At 53.2% G+C, this 21,537-nt stretch carries 17 protein-coding genes and 1 tRNA gene; 11 read left to right on the top strand and 7 right to left on the bottom strand.

Annotated elements, in window-relative coordinates; translation table 11 throughout:
* Positions 1 to 72 precede the first annotated feature (72 nt).
* From G6R38_RS05005 to G6R38_RS04985, 5 genes are all read left to right on the top strand, one after another.
* Positions 73 to 1,839, top strand: a complete 1,767-nt coding sequence (locus G6R38_RS05005; protein ID WP_166820550.1) for a hypothetical protein — start codon at positions 73 to 75, stop codon at positions 1,837 to 1,839.
* Between the two features lie 206 nt (positions 1,840 to 2,045).
* Complete coding sequence (locus G6R38_RS05000; RefSeq protein WP_166820548.1) at positions 2,046 to 4,271, top strand: hypothetical protein; 2,226 nt, start codon at positions 2,046 to 2,048, stop codon at positions 4,269 to 4,271.
* A gap of 43 nt (positions 4,272 to 4,314) precedes the next feature.
* Complete coding sequence (locus tag G6R38_RS04995; RefSeq protein WP_166820546.1) at positions 4,315 to 5,187, top strand: hypothetical protein; 873 nt, start codon at positions 4,315 to 4,317, stop codon at positions 5,185 to 5,187.
* Positions 5,188 to 5,192: 5 nt separating this feature from the next.
* Positions 5,193 to 5,489 carry a (2Fe-2S)-binding protein gene (locus G6R38_RS04990; protein WP_166820545.1) on the top strand — a complete coding sequence of 99 codons (297 nt, stop codon included), beginning with the start codon at positions 5,193 to 5,195 and terminating at the stop codon, positions 5,487 to 5,489.
* Positions 5,490 to 5,528: 39 nt separating this feature from the next.
* On the top strand, positions 5,529 to 6,395 hold the full coding sequence (locus G6R38_RS04985; RefSeq protein WP_166820544.1) for a DUF3472 domain-containing protein: 867 nt from the start codon (positions 5,529 to 5,531) through the stop codon (positions 6,393 to 6,395).
* A 12-nt stretch (positions 6,396 to 6,407) separates the two neighbouring features.
* Here the strand turns inward: G6R38_RS04985 and G6R38_RS04980 are convergent, their stop codons facing one another.
* Positions 6,408 to 7,379, bottom strand: a complete 972-nt coding sequence (locus tag G6R38_RS04980) for a formate/nitrite transporter family protein (RefSeq protein WP_206028459.1) — start codon at positions 7,377 to 7,379, stop codon at positions 6,408 to 6,410.
* Between the two features lie 386 nt (positions 7,380 to 7,765).
* On the opposite strand from G6R38_RS04980, the gene G6R38_RS04975 reads away from it, so the two are divergent.
* Positions 7,766 to 8,239 carry a hypothetical protein gene (locus G6R38_RS04975; protein WP_166820543.1) on the top strand — a complete coding sequence of 158 codons (474 nt, stop codon included), beginning with the start codon at positions 7,766 to 7,768 and terminating at the stop codon, positions 8,237 to 8,239.
* 242 nt (positions 8,240 to 8,481) lie between these two features.
* Here the strand turns inward: G6R38_RS04975 and G6R38_RS04970 are convergent, their stop codons facing one another.
* Positions 8,482 to 9,312 carry a serine/threonine-protein kinase gene (locus tag G6R38_RS04970; RefSeq protein ID WP_166820542.1) on the bottom strand — a complete coding sequence of 277 codons (831 nt, stop codon included), beginning with the start codon at positions 9,310 to 9,312 and terminating at the stop codon, positions 8,482 to 8,484.
* A 322-nt stretch (positions 9,313 to 9,634) separates the two neighbouring features.
* On the opposite strand from G6R38_RS04970, the gene G6R38_RS04965 reads away from it, so the two are divergent.
* Positions 9,635 to 10,585, top strand: coding sequence for an AAA family ATPase (locus G6R38_RS04965; protein WP_166820541.1), 951 nt, complete (start codon positions 9,635 to 9,637; stop codon positions 10,583 to 10,585).
* Positions 10,586 to 10,700: 115 nt separating this feature from the next.
* Positions 10,701 to 11,891, top strand: a complete 1,191-nt coding sequence (locus G6R38_RS04960; protein ID WP_166820540.1) for a phosphoglycerate kinase — start codon at positions 10,701 to 10,703, stop codon at positions 11,889 to 11,891.
* Between the two features lie 22 nt (positions 11,892 to 11,913).
* On the opposite strand, the gene rsmB is transcribed toward G6R38_RS04960, so the two are convergent.
* Together rsmB and aroA are read right to left on the bottom strand one after the other, a co-directional pair.
* Positions 11,914 to 13,305 (bottom strand): 16S rRNA (cytosine(967)-C(5))-methyltransferase RsmB, encoded by a 1,392-nt coding sequence (rsmB, locus tag G6R38_RS04955; RefSeq protein ID WP_166820539.1) that lies wholly within the window; start codon positions 13,303 to 13,305, stop codon positions 11,914 to 11,916.
* Between the two features lie 23 nt (positions 13,306 to 13,328).
* Positions 13,329 to 14,615: a 3-phosphoshikimate 1-carboxyvinyltransferase gene (gene aroA / locus G6R38_RS04950; RefSeq protein WP_166820538.1), complete on the bottom strand. Its 1,287-nt coding sequence runs from the start codon at positions 14,613 to 14,615 to the stop codon at positions 13,329 to 13,331.
* 269 nt (positions 14,616 to 14,884) lie between these two features.
* Between aroA and G6R38_RS04945 the strand changes: the two genes are divergently transcribed.
* From G6R38_RS04945 to G6R38_RS04935, 3 genes are all read left to right on the top strand, one after another.
* A tRNA-Val gene (locus G6R38_RS04945) sits at positions 14,885 to 14,958 on the top strand.
* A 712-nt stretch (positions 14,959 to 15,670) separates the two neighbouring features.
* Positions 15,671 to 16,336, top strand: a complete 666-nt coding sequence (locus G6R38_RS04940) for a hypothetical protein (protein WP_166820537.1) — start codon at positions 15,671 to 15,673, stop codon at positions 16,334 to 16,336.
* Positions 16,337 to 16,379: 43 nt separating this feature from the next.
* The gene (locus G6R38_RS04935; protein WP_166820536.1) at positions 16,380 to 17,549 is read left to right on the top strand and encodes a PIN domain-containing protein; all 1,170 of its coding nucleotides are present in this window, start codon (positions 16,380 to 16,382) and stop codon (positions 17,547 to 17,549) included.
* Positions 17,550 to 17,812: 263 nt separating this feature from the next.
* Here the strand turns inward: G6R38_RS04935 and G6R38_RS04930 are convergent, their stop codons facing one another.
* From G6R38_RS04930 to G6R38_RS04920, 3 genes are all read right to left on the bottom strand, one after another.
* Positions 17,813 to 19,045: a hypothetical protein gene (locus G6R38_RS04930; RefSeq protein ID WP_166820535.1), complete on the bottom strand. Its 1,233-nt coding sequence runs from the start codon at positions 19,043 to 19,045 to the stop codon at positions 17,813 to 17,815.
* A gap of 122 nt (positions 19,046 to 19,167) precedes the next feature.
* A complete protein-coding gene (locus G6R38_RS04925) occupies positions 19,168 to 19,461 on the bottom strand; it encodes a hypothetical protein (protein ID WP_166820534.1) in 294 nt (97 codons plus the stop codon).
* Positions 19,458 to 21,536 carry a hypothetical protein gene (locus tag G6R38_RS04920; RefSeq protein ID WP_166820533.1) on the bottom strand — a complete coding sequence of 693 codons (2,079 nt, stop codon included), beginning with the start codon at positions 21,534 to 21,536 and terminating at the stop codon, positions 19,458 to 19,460. Before G6R38_RS04920 ends, G6R38_RS04925 begins: the two co-directional genes overlap by 4 nt.
* Position 21,537: the final 1 nt, after the last annotated feature.

The raw sequence follows: 21,537 nt of genomic DNA, 5'->3' as shown, positions 1-21,537 counted from the left end.
CTCTTGACGCATTCGGAAGTCGTCAATTCTGACTCCGGTCAGTAATTCCCATCAAATGAAAGGATTCCCCAGATGACTCACCTCGGGACGTGGGCGGCGTCTCTGCCCGCCAAGATGATCCGTCGAATGATCGGACTCCGACGCCTCGCAGCAGCCATGTTGCTGACCGGCGTGGCTTCGATCGTCATTACTCAGGCCGCGAACTCGCAAGACCGACGCGAATACGATCGCTACCGGAACGACTCGCGTGATTACCGAACCTCGAATCGACCGCCCATCACTCGGGCTGTCTACGAACCTCCGACGGAAGCCCCTTCGCGGGAAGAAATCGATGACATTCTGAAATCCTTGACAGAAACGGAACGCCGCAGCCGCGAACTTTCGTATCCTGACGATCGGCGATATGACGACCGTCGCCCGATCAACACCCAACCCCAGAACTTGACTCGACCCACACGGGAAATGGAAGCCGCACGGCGTGTGCTTCCGCAAGTGAGTCGGGAAGCGGACCGCCTGACCTCGCTGCTCAGCGAAGACATGCGACGAGTTTCTGGCATTCGTCCGTACTTTGACGACTTGCTCCGAATGCGGGCCCGAGTGGCCATCATCTCGCAGCGAGCCCAACAGTACAACGATCACAACGAGATCCACAATGATCTCAAAGGACTCGACAAAGACTGGCGTTTGCTGGCCTATCGTCTTTCGCAACTGAGCGGTCTCAGCCGGAACACCATCCAACAGATTCGCACCATCAACGATTACGCGAAGGAAGTTGGTAAAGTCTTTGAGATTGCTCCGCAGTTGGATCGACGGGCATTGATGTCTCAGACGGCCTCCTTGGCATCCGGCGTGCACAACTTGATGGAAGACATCGAAGTCGAACTACCCCGCTCGCAGCAGAAACAGAATCTGTTGTTGGAAGGGCGTCGAATCCAACAGCAAGCGGAAATCTGCTACGACTCCGTCGCGGATCAGGAAGAATATCGGCTCGTCTTGGACGAGTACCGCATGTTCCAACAAATGTGGTTTCCGTTCGCCACCAAACTGCGACCGCTCAACAACCGGTACTTGGAACGAGACGTTCGTCGCATCAACGAACTCGATCACCAAATGCACGAGTTGTTGTGGATGCCGCACCAGATGGACCGCGAACGGCTAATTTACATCTCTTCGCTGCTCCAACGTGACGTTGATGACTTCTTCGTTCGTGCACCGCTCAAATTGTTGATCGAACTTCCACGTGCCGATCAAGTGTTGGCGATTTCCGATGAATTCTACGGAACCTGCGAGCACTTCAATGATGTCGTTTCGCGGAACGAATCCACGGAACGGGTTGTGGAAGCGTACCAATACGTTGATGACGCCTGGCAGTCATTTAGCGGATTGTTCCGTGATCTCAAAAGCCAAGCCGCTCAACAGGTACTCAGTGAAATCGAGCAGAACATCGAAGCGTTGGCCACCGCGTTGCGGTTCGAGACGGGCAGCAGCTCCGGAAACTACAACTACGACCGAGCCATCGAAGCCATCTCGACCCTGGACAACTTGGCTTACCACTTGGAGTCCGACATTGGTCGCTGGTTGAGCACATCGCGAGAGACGTTCCGCAATCAAGCCATGCAAGATGCGTCCACGTTGACGCAACGCACTCGGCGGATTCACGAAATGCTGATCGCTGGAGCGGATCGGCCCGATGTGATTCGGGAAATCACCGAGCTGGATCGTGATTGGCGAGCGGTCGCGCAATGGATCAACCGTTGCAACACTGTCGATCGACCACATTTGGATCGACTAGCCAACCGCATTTCCCCAGCCGTCGCGGAACTTCGGACGCTGTTATAGGGGAGTCGAAGATCACCCGAATTGATGGGGTTCCGCTCTGATCGTGTTTTATGTTCACGTCCTGCGACGCCGAGATTCGCCTCGGCGTTTTTTCATGCGCGGGTCAAACAGGCCCCCAGGATCGCGGAAACGCCTTGGCAACCGGTTTTTCGGGACTTAGAATAGAAAGCGGTGTTCGACCTAATGATCTTCAACCGTGAAGTGCCATGTCCGAGTTACTGATCCCCTGCCCCAAATGTTCCAGTGCGCTAAAGTTGCCAAACCGCAGTTTGCTGGGCAAGCTGGGGAAGTGTCCGCAGTGCCAGCACAAATTCGTCCTCAAAGAGCCGGAAGAAGTCGAACTTCAACTCGCTGAGGATGAACCCGCGATCGGGACGGCACCTCAATGGGTTCCCGATGAACCTGCCGTCAATTCGCCAGCGGGCAACACTTTCGATTTCCCCGGCGTCAGCGATGAGCCTGCATTTCCCGTCGTGGGCGAACAAGCCCCGGAAACTTCGGTGGCCGTCGAAACCCAACCGGAACCAGCCGTCAACGAGACGCCATCCGCTCCTCTGATTGAACGCGGACAATCCAAAGATGACGTGGTCAAACTTCTCGGCAAACCCGCGAAGAAGAAGATCGTCGCGGCGAAAGTGAAGAATCCAAAAACCGGTGAAGTTGCGACACGCAAGCGAGAATACTTGTTGTTCCAGCATGCAGCCGGTCCCTACAAAATTTTGTTCGATCGCAATCAGGTCGTCGAGATTCACTCGCAGCCAGAATCTGCTACGAAGGCGACCGCAGTGGCTGAAGAAACGGCGGCGACTGCTTCGGTTTCCACGTCTTCCTACCGTCCTGGTCAGCGGAAGAAGAAACAGCGGTTGATGGGCATTCTCACCGGCGCGGGTATTGCGGCGGTGATTGTCGGTGGTGTGGTCTGGGTCAACAATCAACCGGCTCCCGTGGCCGATACCGGACCGAAGAAAGAACCACCGAAAGTCGACAAGAGATTCGTTCAAGAGAAATCCACGTCAGAGTCGGCATTCACGGCATCAAACGAATTCCTCGAAAAGACAATGCCTCCGAAGGGCCAGCCGATCCCGTTGGAAATGGCTCCGTTGGGAACCAGTGCCGTCATCAACTTGCACCCCGCCGACTTGTGGGGCACGAACCCACAATTCCAAGAGTTCCGGGCCGCATTGGGACCACTCGGGACATGGTTGGAAGGACAAATCGAAACCCTCAGCGGTTTCCAACCGACCGAAATCGCGGAACTTCAATTCTACCTCGCACAACCGGGCCAAAACTTGGATCCGATTCTCGCCACGAACGTGCGATTGGTCGAGCCACGAAAGCGGTCGGCATTTCTCGTCGAGTATGGCTTCAAACGGTTGGAAGGCACCGACTCCTCGGACTACTACACGAAAGACGGCCGTGCGTACCTGCTGCGTCCTGACCCTGCCAGCGGGGATGTTCCTTCCTTCTCGGTTTGGAACATGCGGGATATCGAGGAAATGAAAATGACCGAGAGTGGCGGCGGTTCGGCTCGTCCCGGTTTGGATGAACTCCTGCCGATGACCGACCGCAATCGGCCGGTGAGTGTAGTATTCAGCCGCAATGATTTGCTAACGTTCCGCGAAGAAATCCTTCCGGAAAACATTCAGCCAGCGGCCGAAGTCGTGTTGGAGTGGTTGGATGCGGGTGTCGAGATCGACGCGGTCGCCTGGAGCATGCAACTGACCGATCGACAATTCGTCTCGCAACTCCAAGTCCGGAGCGGCAACAGCGGATCGTCGCTGCAAACCGTCACCCGGACAATGGAAAAACATCTTCGCCAACTGCCCGAGGAACTGCTTGGCATGGTGCGAAAAATGTCCCCGGCACAACGTGGATATCGACAGTTGATCGGGCGATTCCCCGCGATGATGCAAATGTATTCGCTGAAAACGCTGACGGGGAAAGGTGATCGGTTCGTGCAACTGACAACCGTTCTCGATGAGCGAGCCGCTCCGAATTTGGCGTTGGCGGCGTTGCTAACATGGGATGAATCGACTCGCACCGATTTCTCCAAATCTGTTGGCCCGGCACCCACTTCGAAGGAACCCCAACTTCCGACCACGATCGCGGGGCGTCTGAAGCTGCCAATCGAAGCGGAATTCACTCGTCGCCCATTGCAGGAAGCGATCACCGATATCGCCGAAGCCACGAAACTGACCATCGTAATCGACGGCGATGCCCTGAAGTTTGCCGGTTACACGAAGAACATGCCGCAGTCATTCAATCTCGGCATCATCCCCTCCGAGCAAGCACTTGCAAAGATCTTCAGCCAATACGACAAGATGTGTATTTGCATCAAGGATGAGCAGAAGATGACGCTCGAAGTCACCACCTTCCAATTTGCCGAAAAGAACAAGCTCAAACCACTTGAGTTGGAAATGCCCAAGGAATAGCGGTCGAGCGAATCGGTTTCCCCAAACCGCAAGTGGTGTCCTCATGCCCTCACAGTTTCCGTGTCCGCATTGTCAGGCACCGTTACGGATTCGAAATCGTGCGTATCTTGGGAAGGAACTCGACTGTCCACACTGTGATCAACCCATCCGGATCGTCGCCGGCATTGACACGGAATTCCTTGCCGAACCATTGGGTGAACCGGAACTTCCGATTCCTATGGAAGCTCGGAATCACTTGTGGACACCGCAACGAATCTCTTGGGCTCTCGCGGCAAGCCTGGGGCTGTTGTTGATGGGCGTTCTGTTCTGGCCGAACCAGGAAAGTTCCAAAATAACCGCCGAGAAAGACTTGCCGTCAAAGAACCCCACGCGGGCTGACGAGGATACGGGCACTCCACCAGTCGAAACTCCTGTGGAAACGGATGAGCCACCAACAGTGGTCGATGACCCCGCACCGCCGGTCGTTGAAGTCCCGGTGGTACCCGTCGCCATCGTCGAAGAGAATGGCGATCCCCCAAAGATTGATGTTCCGTTGCCCGCGCCTCCCGAGCCCAATGATCCCCCAGAGATGCAAGCCGCCCTCGATCAGCCGATTGAACCGATGTTTGCAGCTGACGTCGCCATAGAACCGGCGGTAGTCGTCGACGTGCAGCAAGCACTCGATGTGCGAGTGAAGCGGTTCGATCAACCGCGACCGATTGCAGTACGGGAAATCCTGACCGAGTTCGAGGAGTTTCTCGGCGTGCCAATTCGGACCGCAGACCCGCGAATTCCCCCGGCTCAACTCGATCGAACTGTGACCATATTGCTAGAAGACACAACGCTCGGCGAGATCTTGAAGTCTGTCACGGAACAGGCGGGGCTGAGTTTTGAAATTCAAGACGGCGAAATCGTACTGATCCCGTCGCAGGAGTAAATACTGTGGAATTGGATGACGAGTTGTGCCTTTGTTTCCATGTCTCCAAGCGGAAGGTGTTGAACTACTTGCGGATTCACCAGCCACGGGTTCCGAGTCAACTTGCGGACTGCGGAGGAGCGGGGACCGGCTGTGGTTGGTGCGTGCCGTTTCTCAAACGCTACTTTCAGGAGTCACGCGAAGGCGATGTGCTTTTGGCCGATGAGCCCACCGCAGACGAGTACGCCATGGGACGCGGTGGCTATATTCAATCCGGCCAGGGTAGCCCCCCACCCGGTGCAACTCCGCCGCCGCAAGTTTGAGCGTTGAACCTCTTCCGAAGATCAAAGTGAACGAAAACGATGACCAAAACCAAATCTGTCTCTCTTGGATTGACCGCTCTGATTCTGGCGGCAACGATCGTGGTTCCCGTGGGCGACGTCGTCGCCGGCAAAAACCTTGAGGGGATCGCATGCCGGTCGGTGCATTTGGGATATCCAGCTCCCGAAGGGCGGACGTTTTACAACGAGGCTACAATACGCAAGTCCGCGCCGGGCTCGTATTTCATGGTCTGCGGTTGGAACCGGGGATATTTTGGACTGCAAGAAATCGGCAATGGCAAGAAGGTCGTTTTGTTTTCAGTCTGGGATTCTGGCCAAAACAATCCGAACGCGGTTCCTGCAGAGAAACGCGTGAAAATTCTTCACCAAGATGCGGACGTTCGAGTCGGCCGATTTGGTGGCGAAGGCTCAGGAGGGCAGTCGTTTTTCGATTTTGATTGGAAGATCGGTGAAACGTACCGTTGCATGGTCAGAGCAACTCCCAACGGACCACGCACCGAGTACGCCGGGTATTTCTATCTTCCCAAGACCAAGGAATGGAAACACCTTGTCACGTTTTCGACATTGAGCAAGGGGCAGCCACTCCGAGGGTATTACTCATTTGTCGAGGACTTTAAGCGCAATCGTGTGTCAACGACTCATGCCCGTGTTGCGGACTTCGGCTCTGGTTGGGTCGAAACAACCACAGGCGAATGGATTCCATTGCTGAAAGCTCGTTTTACCGGCGATGCAAATCCGGTCATGAACATCAACGGCGGAAAAACCTCCCCGACGACCTTTTTTCTCGCGACTGGCGGGGAAACGAAAAACGTCGATACGCCACTCCGTGAGATGATCGAACTTCCGGCGGACCAGAATCGGAAGCCACCGGAAGATTTGCCGAAATAGACGGTTTTGGGATCAATCCTCGACCGATTGCGTCTGCCGAATGTGTCCGTAATTGAGAATGGCAACAAACACGCTGCCGCCAATCATGTTGCCGAGCAAGGCAAGCAGGACGAAGCGTGTGGTGTCGCTGAGTGTGAAATCTTCGCTCGTGAACATGGCCATGCAGATTTCCGCGGTTCCGGCGATCGAGTGGTGGAAACCACCGAGTCCGATGATGAATGTCACAATGTAAATTAGTGCGACTTTGCTGAAATCGGGCGGAGTGGCTAACACCAACCATGCACCCTGAGCCATTAGCCAACCGGCGAGCACGGAACTAATCAGCAACTCCGATCGCTCGAAATGGACCAAGTGGTGCCCCATTTCCAAAATGCCTTCGTTAGCTTGGACAACCGACGACGCCGAAGTTAGCAATGCGGCAATCAGCGTGGCGCCGATTAAGTTGCCAAGAATGACAATTCCCCAAAGTCGCAGAAGCGACCAAAACTTGGCCTGACGGTCCAAGACTGGATAGACCGCCGTGGCGGTATGTTCGGTGAACAACTGGGCTCCGCTGATGATACAGACGATAAAACCGACCGGGTAAACCACCGCGGTGGCGAGTCGCGTGAGCATTGGGGAGTGCAAAGGAATCGTCGCTTGCGTGACGACAGCCACTGCCAACGCAGAAAACCCCACAATCAGCCCGCCCGCAATCGACGACAATGCCAAAGACACTTGCGGTCGCTTGATCTGTTCCAACCCCTCTTGAATCGCCCGCTCTAGGGTATCATCGGGATGGCGAACCGTTTCATCGTTCCGCTTGATGATGACCGGAGTGTACGTCTGATCTTCACGACCTCGATTCTGGGCACGTTCGGTCTCGATCTGCCCTTGCCGTTTGGCTCGTCGTCCGTTCGGCAGAAGAATCATGGTTTCCGTGCCCTCCGTGGATGGCGGAGTTGGATTGTTCGTCGTTGGTTGTGGCTGTTGCTCGTCCGTCATGAATGGCTCTCGAAACGATTATTTGAATGCAAGTTGAGACCGAGTTTGCAAATCATATACCGCCGCCCTAGTCCCGCCAGTCGGTTAGGGAACGACATCGATCAACGCAATGTAATGATATCGCAACCAAGAAACGGATGATTATCAAGCTCAAGCAAGGTAACGCCGCCGAGTCTCGTTCTGTCGATCCGCATGCGGGACAAGAACCAAACCGGCACCGGTCGGAAATTGTTCAGTCTGCTCTTCTACGAATCAGTTGTGACTGGTCTTGAACGGAATTGCCGTGTGAAAATCGTGTTTAGATGATTGGCGCGGCATTTGCTCCTCTTTCTACAGTCGAACACAGAAATTCACTGAATTGTTAGAAAGATCAAGAGGAGACATTGATGAAACGTTTTACCTGGGCACTTCCCCTCGCCGTGTTCTCGTGTAGTTTGATTTTGGCCGGGTGTGGTGGTGCTGATACCACTGGCGTCGGCGAAACGGACGAAACCACCGCAGACGGTGAACTTCGTCCCGGAGATATCGAGGATGGCCACGCGGAAGAAGGTTCGATTCACACCGTCAAAGGCGAAGTCGAGAAAATCTACGACGCCCACACGATTGCGATTTCCAGCGATTGGGAGTTGTTTCAAAACGACTTGATTGTCGTTTCCGAAGACACACTTCCGACCGATCTGCAGGTAGATGACTACGTGGAAGTTACGGGCGAAGTGAGAAAAGTGGCCTGGATCGAAGTCGAGAAAGAATACGATTGGTTGGACTTTGAACCCAAAGTCGAAGCCGAACTCGAAGATGTCGAAGGCTTCCTGGTCGCCAACAAGTTGGTTGTGACCGAGCATGACGACGACGACGAGTAGATGAAGTAATCTCCTGACACTAGGGGAGGACGACAAAAAGCAAAACCGCCCAGGGGGATCGATGACCCAGGGGCGGTTTTTTCGTTATCTGCTTCGATTTCGCCAGTGATGGATGGTGGTGGCAATTGACCACACAAGAATACCGCCGCCGCACACCCACCAGAACCACCGCCATTGTACGTCGACCCAGCCGACCAGCAGTAGCAGTCCGGAGCCGAGTAATCCGAAAACGTCGTCTCGTTTCATCGTGCTCGACTGACCGCGGATTTTCGTGCAGTTGCTCGGCGTGTGGTTGCCAATGCAAGTGACTTGCGAGCGGCCGGCCGGAAGATTCTGAGCATCTGATCGGCGTCGCGGTAGCGACTTTTCGGGTCGAGTTCCATCGACTTTTTTAGAACTTGCAACAGGTCGGCGTGAACACGACGTCGCAAGGCCGTGAAACCAGGAGGCGGCCAATCAAATGGGTACTCCGGGAGGTTCCCCGTCAGCATCCGGTAAATGCACAATCCGAGCGAAAAGACATCGGATCGGCTCGAAGGTTTTCCCATCGCTTGTTCTGGTGACATATAACCGACCGTGCCCGAACCCGACGCCTTGATGGTCTTCTGCGCGACCTTGGCGATCCCGAAATCGGTCAGACGCACGCGATTGCCCGGAAACAGAATGAAGTTTTCCGGCTTGATGTCACAGTGAATGATCTTCTGTCGATGAGCATACGCCACCGCTTCGATCATTTGATCGCTGAGTTCCAACACCGTCTTGAGTGACATTCGGCTTCGTAACCGATCCGCGAGGGATTTTTCACCGAGCGGGAACACGATCACGAAGTAATCGTCGATGAAACTTGCGTTCTTGAGCGAAAGAATGTTGTTGTGATCAAGCCGAGCCGTCAATCGGACTTCACGTCGGAAATCCTCGAGGACGTCATCGTTGAGCACATGCTGATGCGGCACCTTGATGGCGACACGAATCCCTTCGATCGTGTCCATCGCGCGAAAAACAGCCCCGAAGCCGCCATCGGCAAGTCGTTGTTCAATCCGGTATTTTCCAAGTCTTTGGCGGGATTTGAGCACGGGCGGCCTACTTGTGTAGTTGCGGAGGAACGGCAAAAACGTTGAAGGTTCATTCGTGGGGTATAGCTTGTATCGACCAACCGGACGCAATCGGTTGGCCTGGTCCCCGGAAAAATCGGAACACGCGCCGAGCCGGGATGAACCGATCCGACCAGGCAGACGTGATAAACTAACGAAACTTTGGCGAAAACACCGGACTCGCGGAACGAACCAGTGAGGCTGTTGATGCTTCTCATCCGATCGTCGGCCATCTACAATTCTTTCTCCACGGCGGCATTTCCGCAATCATGATTGCCAAAAAATCTCGAAACACGAAATCGGTATGAATCTCACTCCGCCCAGCAATGTTCGGCAGCGTTTGGAACGCCTGAAATCCAACCTGAGCGGCGTGATTCAGGGGAAGGGCGAGTGTATCGACATCCTGTTGGTCGCGGTGCTTGCCGGTGGATCGGTGTTGATGGACGATGTGCCCGGCGTTGGCAAAACGACCTTGGCCAAAGCATTGGCCAATTCGATCGACCTGTCCTTTCAGCGCGTCCAATTCACACCAGATTTGTTGCCAAGTGATATTCTTGGGTCGTCGATCTACAACCCGGTCGACGGCAATTTTCAGTTCCGACGCGGGCCGATTTTCTGCAATGTGCTTCTCGCGGACGAAATTAACCGAGCTTCGCCGCGAACACAGTCGGCGTTGTTGGAGGCGATGAGCGAGTCCCAAGCCACAATCGACGGTGTCTGTCACCCGTTGCATGCTCCGTTCTTCGTGTTGGCGACACAAAACCCGATCGATTTCCACGGAACCTACCCGCTACCAGAGGCTCAGTTGGATCGGTTTCTGATCCAACTGCACTTGGGATATCCGGATTTGGACGATGAAGTCAACATTCTGTTCTCGCAATCGCTGTCACACCCTGTTGATGACTTGCAACCGGTCCTTTCCCAGGAGGAGTTGCTTTCACTTCAGGAGATCGTGACCCACGTGCACGTGGAACGCAATGTGGCCGAGTATATCGTTCGAATTGTTCAGGAGTCCCGCACAGACAGCCGATTGAAACTGGGGGTCAGTCCGCGTGGGTCTCTTATGCTCTTCCGGGCGGCCCAGGCGACCGCGTACCAAGCCGGACGGGACTTCGTGCTTCCGGACGATGTGCAAAAAGTTGCCCCGTATGTTCTTCCGCACCGAGTTGTGCTGACCTCGAAAGCCAAGTATGGCAGCGCTTCTCGGGGCGAGGTCGTCCAATCGTTGTTGGAGCGGGTGGATGTTCCGGTCTGAGATTTGAAAAACCTCACTCGCAGCGTTGACGTACCGTCAGTGATCCGTCAGAACTCGCGTTGACGCCAATTTTCGCACTAAGCACTCTGTGACTTTCAAGTTGGGAAACCTAACCATGGCCAAGAAAACGATTGCCGACGTCGATGTTTCGGGCAAGACCGTTTTGATGCGTGTTGATTTCAATGTCCCACTCGATGGGGAGAACATCACCGATGATCGTCGGATTCGGATGGCGTTGCCTTCGATCAAGTCCGTTCTCGATCGGGGGGGAAAGTTGATCCTGATGAGCCACCTTGGTCGCCCGGCCGGCGACGGATCAGCGGACGACAAGAAGTTCAGCTTGGCACCGGCTGCAAAGCGACTCGGGGAACTGCTGGGATCGAACGTGGTCTTCGCGGAAGACACTGTCGGTGACGATGCGAAAGCCAAAGTGGCCGCACTTGCAGCAGGAGATACGTTGGTTCTAGAAAACCTGCGATTCAACAAAGGCGAGAAAAAAGGTGACCGCGAATTCGCTGGCAAACTCGCGTCGTTCGCTGACATCTACTGCAACGACGCCTTCGGAACTTGTCATCGGACAGATGCTTCGATGCTCGCCGTCCCGGAAGCCATGGGCGATCAGCCCAAAGTTGTTGGCTTCTTAGTCGAGAAGGAAATTCAGTACCTCACCGACGCAATCTCCACTCCAGAGCGACCATTCGTGGCGATCTTGGGCGGGGCGAAGGTGTCCGACAAAATCGAAGTCATCGAGAATCTGCTCGGCAAGTGTGATCAGGTTCTCATCGGCGGGGCGATGGCGTACACGTTCTCACTCGCCCAAGGTGGTAAAGTCGGCGGAAGTCTCGTTGAGGAAGACAAAGTCGATCTCGCCAAAAGTCTCATTGAAAAAGGTGGCGACAAACTCGTTCTGCCGGTTGATACGCACTGTGGTGACGATTTCAAATCGGAATGCAACAAGCAAGTCGTCGCGGCGGGGGAAATTCCTGACGGTTGGGAAGGTTTCGACATCGGCCCGGAAACAGCCAAGAAGTACAGTGAACTCTTGGCGTCGGCAAAAACGATTGTTTGGAACGGTCCAATGGGCGTATTTGAAATGCCGCCCTTCGACGAAGGCACCAAGACCGTTGCCAAAGCCGTCGCCGATGCGGATGCGACAAGCATCATCGGTGGTGGCGACAGTGCGGCGGCCGTCGATCAACTCGGATTCGCCGACCAAGTCAGCCACGTCAGCACCGGTGGCGGTGCCAGCTTGGAAATGCTCAAAGGCGGTGAGTTCGCAGCGGTCAAAGCGCTTGACGACAAATAGAACTCAACTCGAAACGCCGGAGCTATTTTCGATGCAGTAACGCCAAATACCCACCATCTGCCGGGCGACCGGGATGGTGGGTTTGGTCTTTAGTGAACTGCATCTCTGGCCGCTCTGCCAAGACCGCGTCCACGACTTCGCGGTTCTCTTCCGGTTCGATACTGCACGTCGAATACAACACTCGCCCACCGGATCCAACCCGGTCACACGCTGCCTTTAGCAAGCGTTCTTGCAACGGGCGGAGTTCCTGTAAGTCGTCGGGACGGATTCGCCAGCGGGCATCTGGACGACGACCAAGCACGCCGGTGTTCGAACACGGGGCATCGACCAGAACCGCATCGAACGGACCATCCGGTGTGTCGGAACCATCTGCTTGAATAAGTTGTGGTTCCACGATTGTGAGTCGGAGCCGAGTCGCGTTTTCAATGACTCGGTCCAACCGTTGCGGACGAATGTCGGTCGCGATCAATCGACCCTGGTTTTGCATTCGCTCAGCCAGGTGCGTTGTCTTGCCGCCAGGAGCAGCACACAAATCTAAGACCGATTCGCCGGGCTGCGGATCAAGCCAAGTCGCGGCTCGCATGGCAGTCAAATCTTGCACCGCAAACAGCCCGTCAGCGAATCCTGGCAGCGATTCGGGGCGGACCTGGCTTTGCATTTCGATTGCTTCGGGCAACTCCCCTGCCCGACACTCAAGGTCCAACTCTCGAAGCTGGGCAAGCAATTGCTCACGCGACGTTTCGAGGTTCTCGTCAAGCGGGACCGGATTGACTCGCAGCCAAAGTGGCGGTGGCGTGTTGAACCAGAACCCCAATGCAGTCATCTCTTCGAGAGAAAACCGGCGATGCCAACGTTTTACAAGCCAACGCGGAAAACTGAACGCCGACGCAAAATGCCGAACGGGTTGCTTCTGCGGATCGTCGAAAACGGGTTCGGGGAACTTGCGGAATTGTCCGGCCGTCTGCGGGACCGCATCCGCAGCCAATTCCGTCGTGTATTCCTCCGTCACGTTTCGTGAAACTGCCCGTAGGACACCGTTCAGCAGACCGGTCCAACGTGCTGACCCAACTCGCCGACCAACTTCGACCGTTTCATGGACCGCAGCGTGCGATGGAATCGAATCGAGCATGAGCAGTTGATACACGCCAAGTTGCAGCAATAACCACAAATCATCTTCAATGGATTTTCGCGGCCGATCGACAAAATTCGTGATGACGGCGTCGAGTGTCATCTTCCGGCGAGTGACACCGTAAACCAATTCCATCGCGAATCCCCGATCTTGAGGCGATAGATCGGACGCGTTCAAACGCCGATCCAAACTCTCATCGACAAACACGGACTCGGTTCGCGCATCTTTCAACACGATGAACGCGAGGTCACGTGGCGATTGGGGGATTCGATTTGTGGGCGACATGCCGGCCTTTGTCGATCCGAACATTACCGGGCTGAGGCGGTGAGAGTTGCCAAATCGTCGAAGAAACGCGGGTATGTCTTCGCGGTGCAACCGGGGTCGGCGATTTCGATTCCCTCCGCCCGCAATCCCAGCAGCGAGAAACTCATCGCCATACGATGGTCGTCGTACGTTTGAATCACAGCTGGTCGGACGGGTCCTGGGTGAATCGTCAGACTGTCTTCGGTGGTTTCAACCGCAATTCCTGCCCGTTGAAGTTCCGTCGCAACGGCGGCGATTCGATCAGTTTCCTTGAACCGCACGTGTCCGATATTCCGCATGGTCGTTGGACCGTCCGCGAAAACAGCCACCGTGGCCAACGTCTGAGCGGTGTCGCTGATGGCATTCATGTCGATATCAATGCCCCGTAGATCCCCACCGCGAACCGTGAGAGAGTTGGTGTTCTCGACCAATTCACATCCCATTTGTTCCAACGCATCGACGAAATTCACATCCCCTTGCAAGGCGCTGCGAGACAACCCGTCGACCGTGACTTCACCCCCAGAAATAGCGGCCGCAGCGAAGAAGTAACTCGCGGCTGATGCATCCGGTTCGATCTCGAACTCGGTACTGCGGTATTTCTGCGGTTGGATTCGAAAGCTTTGGGCATCAGGACGTTCGACATCGACATCAAACCGTGCCATAACGCCGAGTGTCATTTCCACGTAAGGCTTGGAGACCAGTTCCTCCGAAAGAACCAGTTCGATCGGCTCGCGAGCCGCAACCGCCGCCATCAGCAAACCGCTGAGGTACTGACTTGAGACGGACCCATCAATCTTCGCCGTACCCCCGGCTAATCCGGAAGAAACAACCTCCAACGGCGGGCAGTCGGTCCCCAAGAGACACCGCGTTGGCACACCTAATTCATTGAGCGTATCGACCAGATCCTGAATCGGACGTTCACGCATTCGTGAATTTCCATCCAATTCATACCGCCCCGAACCTGTGGCACACAAAGCCGTGAGGAAACGAATGCTTGTTCCACTGTTCTCGACGTACAGCTTTGCCTCACGAGCCGGCAAGCTCCCTCGACAACCTTCAATTTCGACCGTGCAGGCATCGAGGTCGTGTGTCAGGGTAATCCCTAACCTCCGAAGACTCTCGATCATGACTTTGGTATCGGTGCTTTCCAAGACCCCTGTCAGCTGTGATGTCCCCTCCGCCAGCGCAGCGACGATCAACGCCCGATTCGTCAGACTTTTCGAGCCGGGAGGCCGAATGTGACCGGAAATTGGGCGAACAACAGGATTGATCGGTAGGGGATCGTCAAGCATGAAGTCTCCTGACCGTATCACGGTCTTGAGTGTCGGCGATTCAGTTCCAATCGATTCGTGAAGACCGAAGTTCGCCGGATAACACCCGTTCGGGTGAGTTGTAAACAGTTTTCAACTGGTCGAAAGACACAGCATTTTGACGAAAACAGCACTGGCTGTCCATCATCGTCTATAACTTCCGGCCGAAAAACCCACCGATTTTCTGGTTTCCTGCCTTCAAGCGTTTGACAATTTCCTTCCCCCGACATACATTTCGTAGACACACCAACGGACGTGTAGATCAGTTGGCTAGATCGCCACGTTGACATCGTGGAGGTCACAGGTTCGAGTCCTGTCACGTCCATTCTAACTCAAATGCCCACAAGGACTTACGACAAGCCCTTGTGGGCATTTTTCGTGGGCAACTTTATGGGCAATTCCGTGGGCAATTTTTCGGCGGGAAAATGACCAGTCGATTAGGTTGCGAAAGTTCTGATAGAAAGTGATTTTCGTTCTTGGATTCTCCGAGTTCACGATAGTCTGTACAAATTCTCCATTATATGATTCCGCTACCAATGGACGAATTCATTGGTTCGATGAGCATAACCGAAACAAAGATTGCGTAATTGGGGCAGAGCCAGAGAAAACCACGTCGTTGGTAAATGGCAGTAGCCGTGGCCGAGAACCTGATCGCCGATTGAACCAATTGCCAACTCATCGACTGGCAATCTGTTCCCTCAGCCGGAGAAGTAGTGATGTTCACTCTTCCATCTTTGGCTGACGGTGCGGCGATCGTGTCGGCTGTGGTCGGAACCGTATAGTTCTGGCTTTGGCTGAAAGAACGCCCCCGTTAGTCACAGAAGCTCCCACCGCAATGCGGTGGGAGCTTTCTGCTTTTGCCGGGCATGCAATCATGCTTGCTCAATTGTTGTCTTGCACTGCTGGTGGCGTTGTGTATAGTGGCTCATTCGCTCGTCTGAACGATGGAAGGACCATGAAACAAAAATGTGATCCATTCGAACCGACAGCCGTTTTTTGTGTCCAGACCGTTTACGGCATAAAAACAAGAGGCAGCAATGAGTATCAGCAAAGAAGCGGCGATCAGGCATTTGGATTCTGTGTTGATTGATTTTGAGAATATCAATCGATTCTCTGACTTCGGACGAGATTGTACTGACGATGAAAGACATGCTTGTGTAGTGCGGATGAAAGCGGCAATTCGACGACTCGCACCGTCTGATAGCGAATACTTGTCATCAATGATGGACACCTCAATAACCCCCGAATGGGGAGATGTGTATCAACTGGCGGGGATTGTTCAAGCGCTTCGGGCGGATTTTGCAGAAGACTGCCTTGATTCATTCCGTGAACTCGTCAATGCGGAACTTTATGACGACTTCCTGGGAATGGCCGAGTTCCTTCTTCACGAACAATCGTTGAAACAACCGGCCGCAGTAATCGCCGGAAGCGTTCTCGAAGAGCATCTTCGGAAGCTGAGCTTGAAGAACGGCGTCGATATCGAGGCGAAGAAGAATGGGAAATCCGAGCCGTTGAAAGCTTCTCGGTTGAATGCTGATCTGCGCAAAGCGAGTGTTTACAACCAAAACGAAATGAAACAGGTTGAAGCATGGCTGGCGATTCGCAACAGCGCAGCACATGGAAAGTACGAAGAGTTCGACGAAAGCCAAGTCGAAGTCATGCTTCTTGGGATTCGGGGGTTCTTGAGTAGGTATCCGGCGTAGGCGTATGGAATCGAACAACGAGACTTTGCAGCAAGCCAGAAACATGAAATTCTCAGAAATCATTGAATCGCACCACCCATTTACGCCCGAGCAACACAAGCGGATATGGGAAACTGCCGACTTTTGCTTGGACACAAACGTTCTGTTGAACGTGTACCGGTACAGCCCCGAAAAACGTGAAGAGTTTCTTGCACTTCTCCAACGCATAAAAGATAGGTTGTTTGTTCCTTATACGGTTGCGGCAGAATTTGCACGCAACAGGAAGATAGTTATCCGAGAGCAATTCGCTCCACAAGAAGAAGTGAAGAGCACGCTAGAAAAGCTAAAAAAGAGAATTGAAAGCGGCTTTGCACGTCACGCTGAAAAAGACAATCTCCACAATATGATCGAGGGCATGGTGAAGGTTGTCGATGAAAAATACGAGATTGAAAAGTCGGCACACCTTGACCTAGTCCATGACGATAAAATCCTCCTTGCATTGTCAGAAATTTTAGATGAGCGAGTGGGTGAAAAGCTAGACACCAGCAGCGTTGAGAAGGAATACAACCAACGCAAAAAAGATTCTCGACCACCGTATTGCGAGACGGATGACAAGAAGGATTCTTTTCGTAAGATGGGCGATGTCACCATCTGGCTTGAGCTTCTAAACAAGTATAAGGAATCATCCAAACCTGTGATTTTTGTGACAGGCGACCAGAAACAGAATTGGTGGCAGAAGACCGAAGGGCATTCAGAACCTCAGCACAGTTTGATTCAGGAAATGACCGAGAAATCAAAGGCTGGCTGTCTCTTCTATCGGGATGACCGTTTTATTCATGCTGCAACGAAGTATCTTGGCGTTGAACCTTCGCCTGGCTTGGTTCAGGAAACGAAGGACATCCGTCGAAGAATCAGGGAGAATCGCAAACGCAAAAAGAAAAGTGAATACTACACTCCAATAGAAATTTCTCGGATAGTCGATCGGCTAAACCATTACCTGCGGAAGCAAGTTGACATCAGCAAAGAGTACAAGTTACTCACAGTTCAATCGTCGAATATGACGCAAGAAGCGTTTGAAGAAGCCGGAAGGCCATTGTTGGACGAGCTTACTGAATTGAACCTCGAAGTAACGCTGCTCAAGGCTAGGCTGGAATCTGAGGGTTGGACCATTGACACCAGCGAACCAGGCAATGTTATGATTCACAAGCAAGCGACTCTATTTGACGAAGAATGAAGGAGGGTTGTTGAACTCGAATCCTCTCTACACATGCTTGAACGGCTTTTCCTATCTAAGTCCCTTCCGCTTCTTGCCGCAACCGCATCCCTTCTTCCGCTCGACTTTCCGAAGACTAACCGGCTTCTTCGGCGTCACGACTTCTTTCGATGGCGACTCGGCCTGCCAATCAAAACCGCAAGAGCATTCGCACGTCGATGGAATCAACGCATATGAATTGAAATGGAAGGCTTCACGTTCTCGGCAGCATTCGCAGTAATCAATCATTTGATGGCGATTCCCCATACGCTGACTTTGGTTGAATGCTCTTCTTGTTCTTCGGCGTGGTATACGCTCAGTTGCTTTGCGAAGACTTCATTGCCGTTGTTGGCCTGAAGTAAGATCACGTTGCTTTCCGAGTTCGCACCGACGCCGACTGCAAAATACGCTTCGTTCCCGGCGATACTCTCGACAGACGGAATCGGTAGGTATGTTGATCCTTCTCTTGTCGCAATCGGTGCCTTCGTGCTCCATGCGTAGGTTCCTGCCGTTGTGAAGGCGTGAAGGTTGTAACCGGTTCCCGTTGCGTTGCAGAAGTCGTCAACGTCCCACATGAGCAATTCCGAATTGCCGCCAGTGACATAATAACCGCCTGACTGAGCGACATTATGTACTTGAAAGAACCGAACGTCATTTGCCGTTCCTGACAAGTTCGGATCGCAGATGGTCCACGTTGCGTTGTATTCGTCTTCGGCGGGATTATTGCTTGTGAACCGTATCAGCATCGGATTATGCTCGCCGTCGCATGGATCGCATTGCACGCCGTGAGGCGGAGTGCATTCGATGCCACTCAAGCAATCGGAGTCGGCGTTCCAAGCTGTTGCTCCAATAAAGCCCGGCGTGACTCCGCCGAAGTTTGGAACAATCTGCCTTATCTGCGGCTTGTTGTCGATCGCCCATGTTTCGAATTGAAAGATTGCTCCGCTGCCGTCTTCGGCCACTAAACAAGGCAAGAGTTCGTGAGCGGCAACAAGCCATACGCTTCCATCGTCCAAAGGAGCCACGCCGCAACCAAAAGAATCATCGTCGGCAATCAAGCCTTCATCCCTGCCGAATGTCTGAATTGTTTCGCCGGTTTCACAATCCAATCGGTGAAAGAAAACGCCGTCAGTATTGCACATCGAGCCGACGTATACGGATTCTTCATCATAGGCGAGAGACATTCTCGGCGGAATAGCATCATTATGGAAGAAGTCAGGCGATATTGTGCCGAAGTCAACGCTCCATTGTAGAACGCCGCTCTTGTTGAGCTTGAAGCAACCGCCTGCTTGAAGATCGTCAGTTGCATAGACGGGATTGACAGTCCGATCCGATGCGACTCTTGCTCCATCGAACCAATAAACGTAGACGTTCCTTGCCGAGTCGAGAACGCACGAAATCGGCTTCTGCCGTGTCAGAACATCCGAGCTAGAATCCCAATTGTAAGTCCAAAGAAGATTGCCTTCGAGATCGAGCATAGAAACGTTGCCGTATTTGGTCGGCTCTTCGTTCTCGTCAAGCTCCGTCGTGCAAGGCAAGTGACAACATGCAATCCGAGCGGAGCCACAACAGCAACCTGGATCAAATCTACTATATGCCATTATTCACATGCCGCCGCTATCACATACCATTTGCCAGTCCCCCATTCTTGCATCGCAATCACAGTCGTACCGCTGTCGATGCTTGCCGAGAGAGCGTCATATACTTTGATCGTTAGATTGCCGTGACTAGCATCGGCGGAACCGTTCGCCGACAAGTCTTCGTCGAGTTCGCAAACGATGATACCGGCCTTGCCACTGCCAGTTGGAAAGCTACTCGGTAGATTACCGAGCATTGCCTTCAGTTTGGCGACTTCCGACTTTAGTCTTTTGATTTCATCTTCATGTTCGCTCAAATTACCCCCACGAAATCGATTTCGTCGTATGCCGTCCGAATCAAAGTCTGATTGTTTTGGAAGTCGAGTTGCCTTGCAGTGACGACCGTCTTCACGCTCTCTCTCAAGTTGAATCCCGATATACCGTTGACCAAGCAACCAACCGGAAGATATATGCCAAGCGACTTGATCGGGATTTGCACGGCTTGACGCTCTCGGCTAAACCACGCTGCCGCCGCAACGGCGACAGCTTTGAGCTTATTGACGTCGTCTCGAATGACTTGATCTTCAACGGTAACGCCGTTGCCGTCTTCGTCGGTCTTATATATCGCTGCCGCCGAAGCATACCAGTAGTGGCAATCGGGGACGTCGATCACAAGACGACGCTTGGGATTCTCCGAGTTGCCGACTTTGATTTGTTGCCGCTTATCAGTTTCAAATGCTGCCGTGACTGTGAATTTGTTGTAATCAAGTTCCGGCTCAACCGTCGTACTGTAAGCATAGGAAACTTCAGGATCGGCGTTTTCTGCCGGTTCATATTCCCAATTACCTAAAGCTATGTAATGATTCGGCGTCACCTTGAACCGTACTCCTAGTTGAGTATCGAGCGGCTCAACAGAAATGTCTTTCAAGTATTCATTTGACTTTGACATTTTGTCGGCTCGGTACGTTTTGTCTGTCGCTTCGTGCAAGGCACCGTCTTCGGTATCGGCGACAAACGCCAAAAGTGGCAATAGTTCGCCTTCGTCGTTGCCGTCTTCGCCAACAAAGAGATTCCGCATGAAGATTTTGTTATGTCGCCACCAATGCAAGGTGACTTCTTCGCCGTCTTCGTTCGTCGAATCGAATGATACGCTTCCATCGTCGCCAGGATTGGGAAGAATGTTCTCGGCGTTCTCACCGATCGTTCCGTTCCAATCGTCGGGCAAAACGAACTTGGAAAAAATGTCTTCGTACTTTGACGCCGATCGCATTTCATCGTTCGTCGTTGGATTGTCTCCCTGACTGCCGGTCTTGTAGTCGGCTTCGTCGTCGTCGCCCCAACCCGCTGTCATGTCGTCTTCGACACTGAAGGTTGCCATCACTTGAATCCGTTCGCCACGGACAAGGATTTCGTCGTACTTGTTCGAATTCGTCACGTTGAAGTTGAGATTGTCGAGCAAGTGCGTTGCCGGAAAGGAATCGGCAAGAGCTAGATCGGTTTGATACTCGTTGGCCGGGATTTCGATTCCGCCAAGATTGAATGGAATATCAAGAATCGAGAAGACTTGGATTTCAATTTCGTCGTCGCTGTTGATGCGAAGCTTCCAGCCTAAGCCTTGCTTGCGGTCGATCAGTCTGTTGAGGACGTCCAGCGGAGTTGCGCCAGCGAAGTTCCAGACTTCAATTTTCTTGGACAGTACAAATTCATCTTGTGAATTCTTGATGTCGGCAAGTCGGAACGTCAATTCGTCAGGCGTAAAGTATTCGAGGACGTACCAAATCACGTCGGCAGCAGTCCATCCGGTATAAGTGTTGAAGAAACCGGGACCGCCAAAAGTCTTGACGTCTCCGGGCTCGGTTTCTTCAAGCGTTGGTTCTTCGGAAGCGTTGCCTTGGATTCGGCTTTGATGCCTGCCGACTCGTCTGTTGAATTCGGGGCACCAATCAAGAGTATAAACTTCGTCGTCTTGAGTAACGTATGCTTTGTCGAGTCGTTCACGCTCCAGAAGGTATTTGAGATCGTAGGCCGTGACCGTCTGCGTTCCCGACAGACTAGAGTTTGTAAGGTACTCGGTTTCATCGTCAACGATTACGCCGACAAAGATCGGAACAAGCTCGTTGCTTCCGTTCTGAACTAGGATTCTGACGTAATAATCTCGAAGCTCTTCGGGAAGGTACGTCACAAAAGAAGAAGCGTTCTCTCTCTTGATACTGCCGAAGTCGTATTTGAGTTGAGCCGTGCCGACATTCGGAGCGGCCATCTCTTCACAGCGGATCGGTTGTAAGTATTGGACATACTGCCAATCATCGGCCCAATTTTGCCGGATTTGCACGAAGCCCCGCACAGTTGGAAAGATGCTCGGCGAACTATAGTTGTTTGGGATACTTGGCATA

This window comes from Thalassoroseus pseudoceratinae, assembly GCF_011634775.1.
In the GTDB taxonomy this organism is placed as follows: domain Bacteria; phylum Planctomycetota; class Planctomycetia; order Planctomycetales; family Planctomycetaceae; genus Thalassoroseus; species Thalassoroseus pseudoceratinae.
The sequence above is the reverse complement of the archived record's forward strand: the minus strand, read 5'-3'. Positions and strand labels throughout refer to the sequence as shown.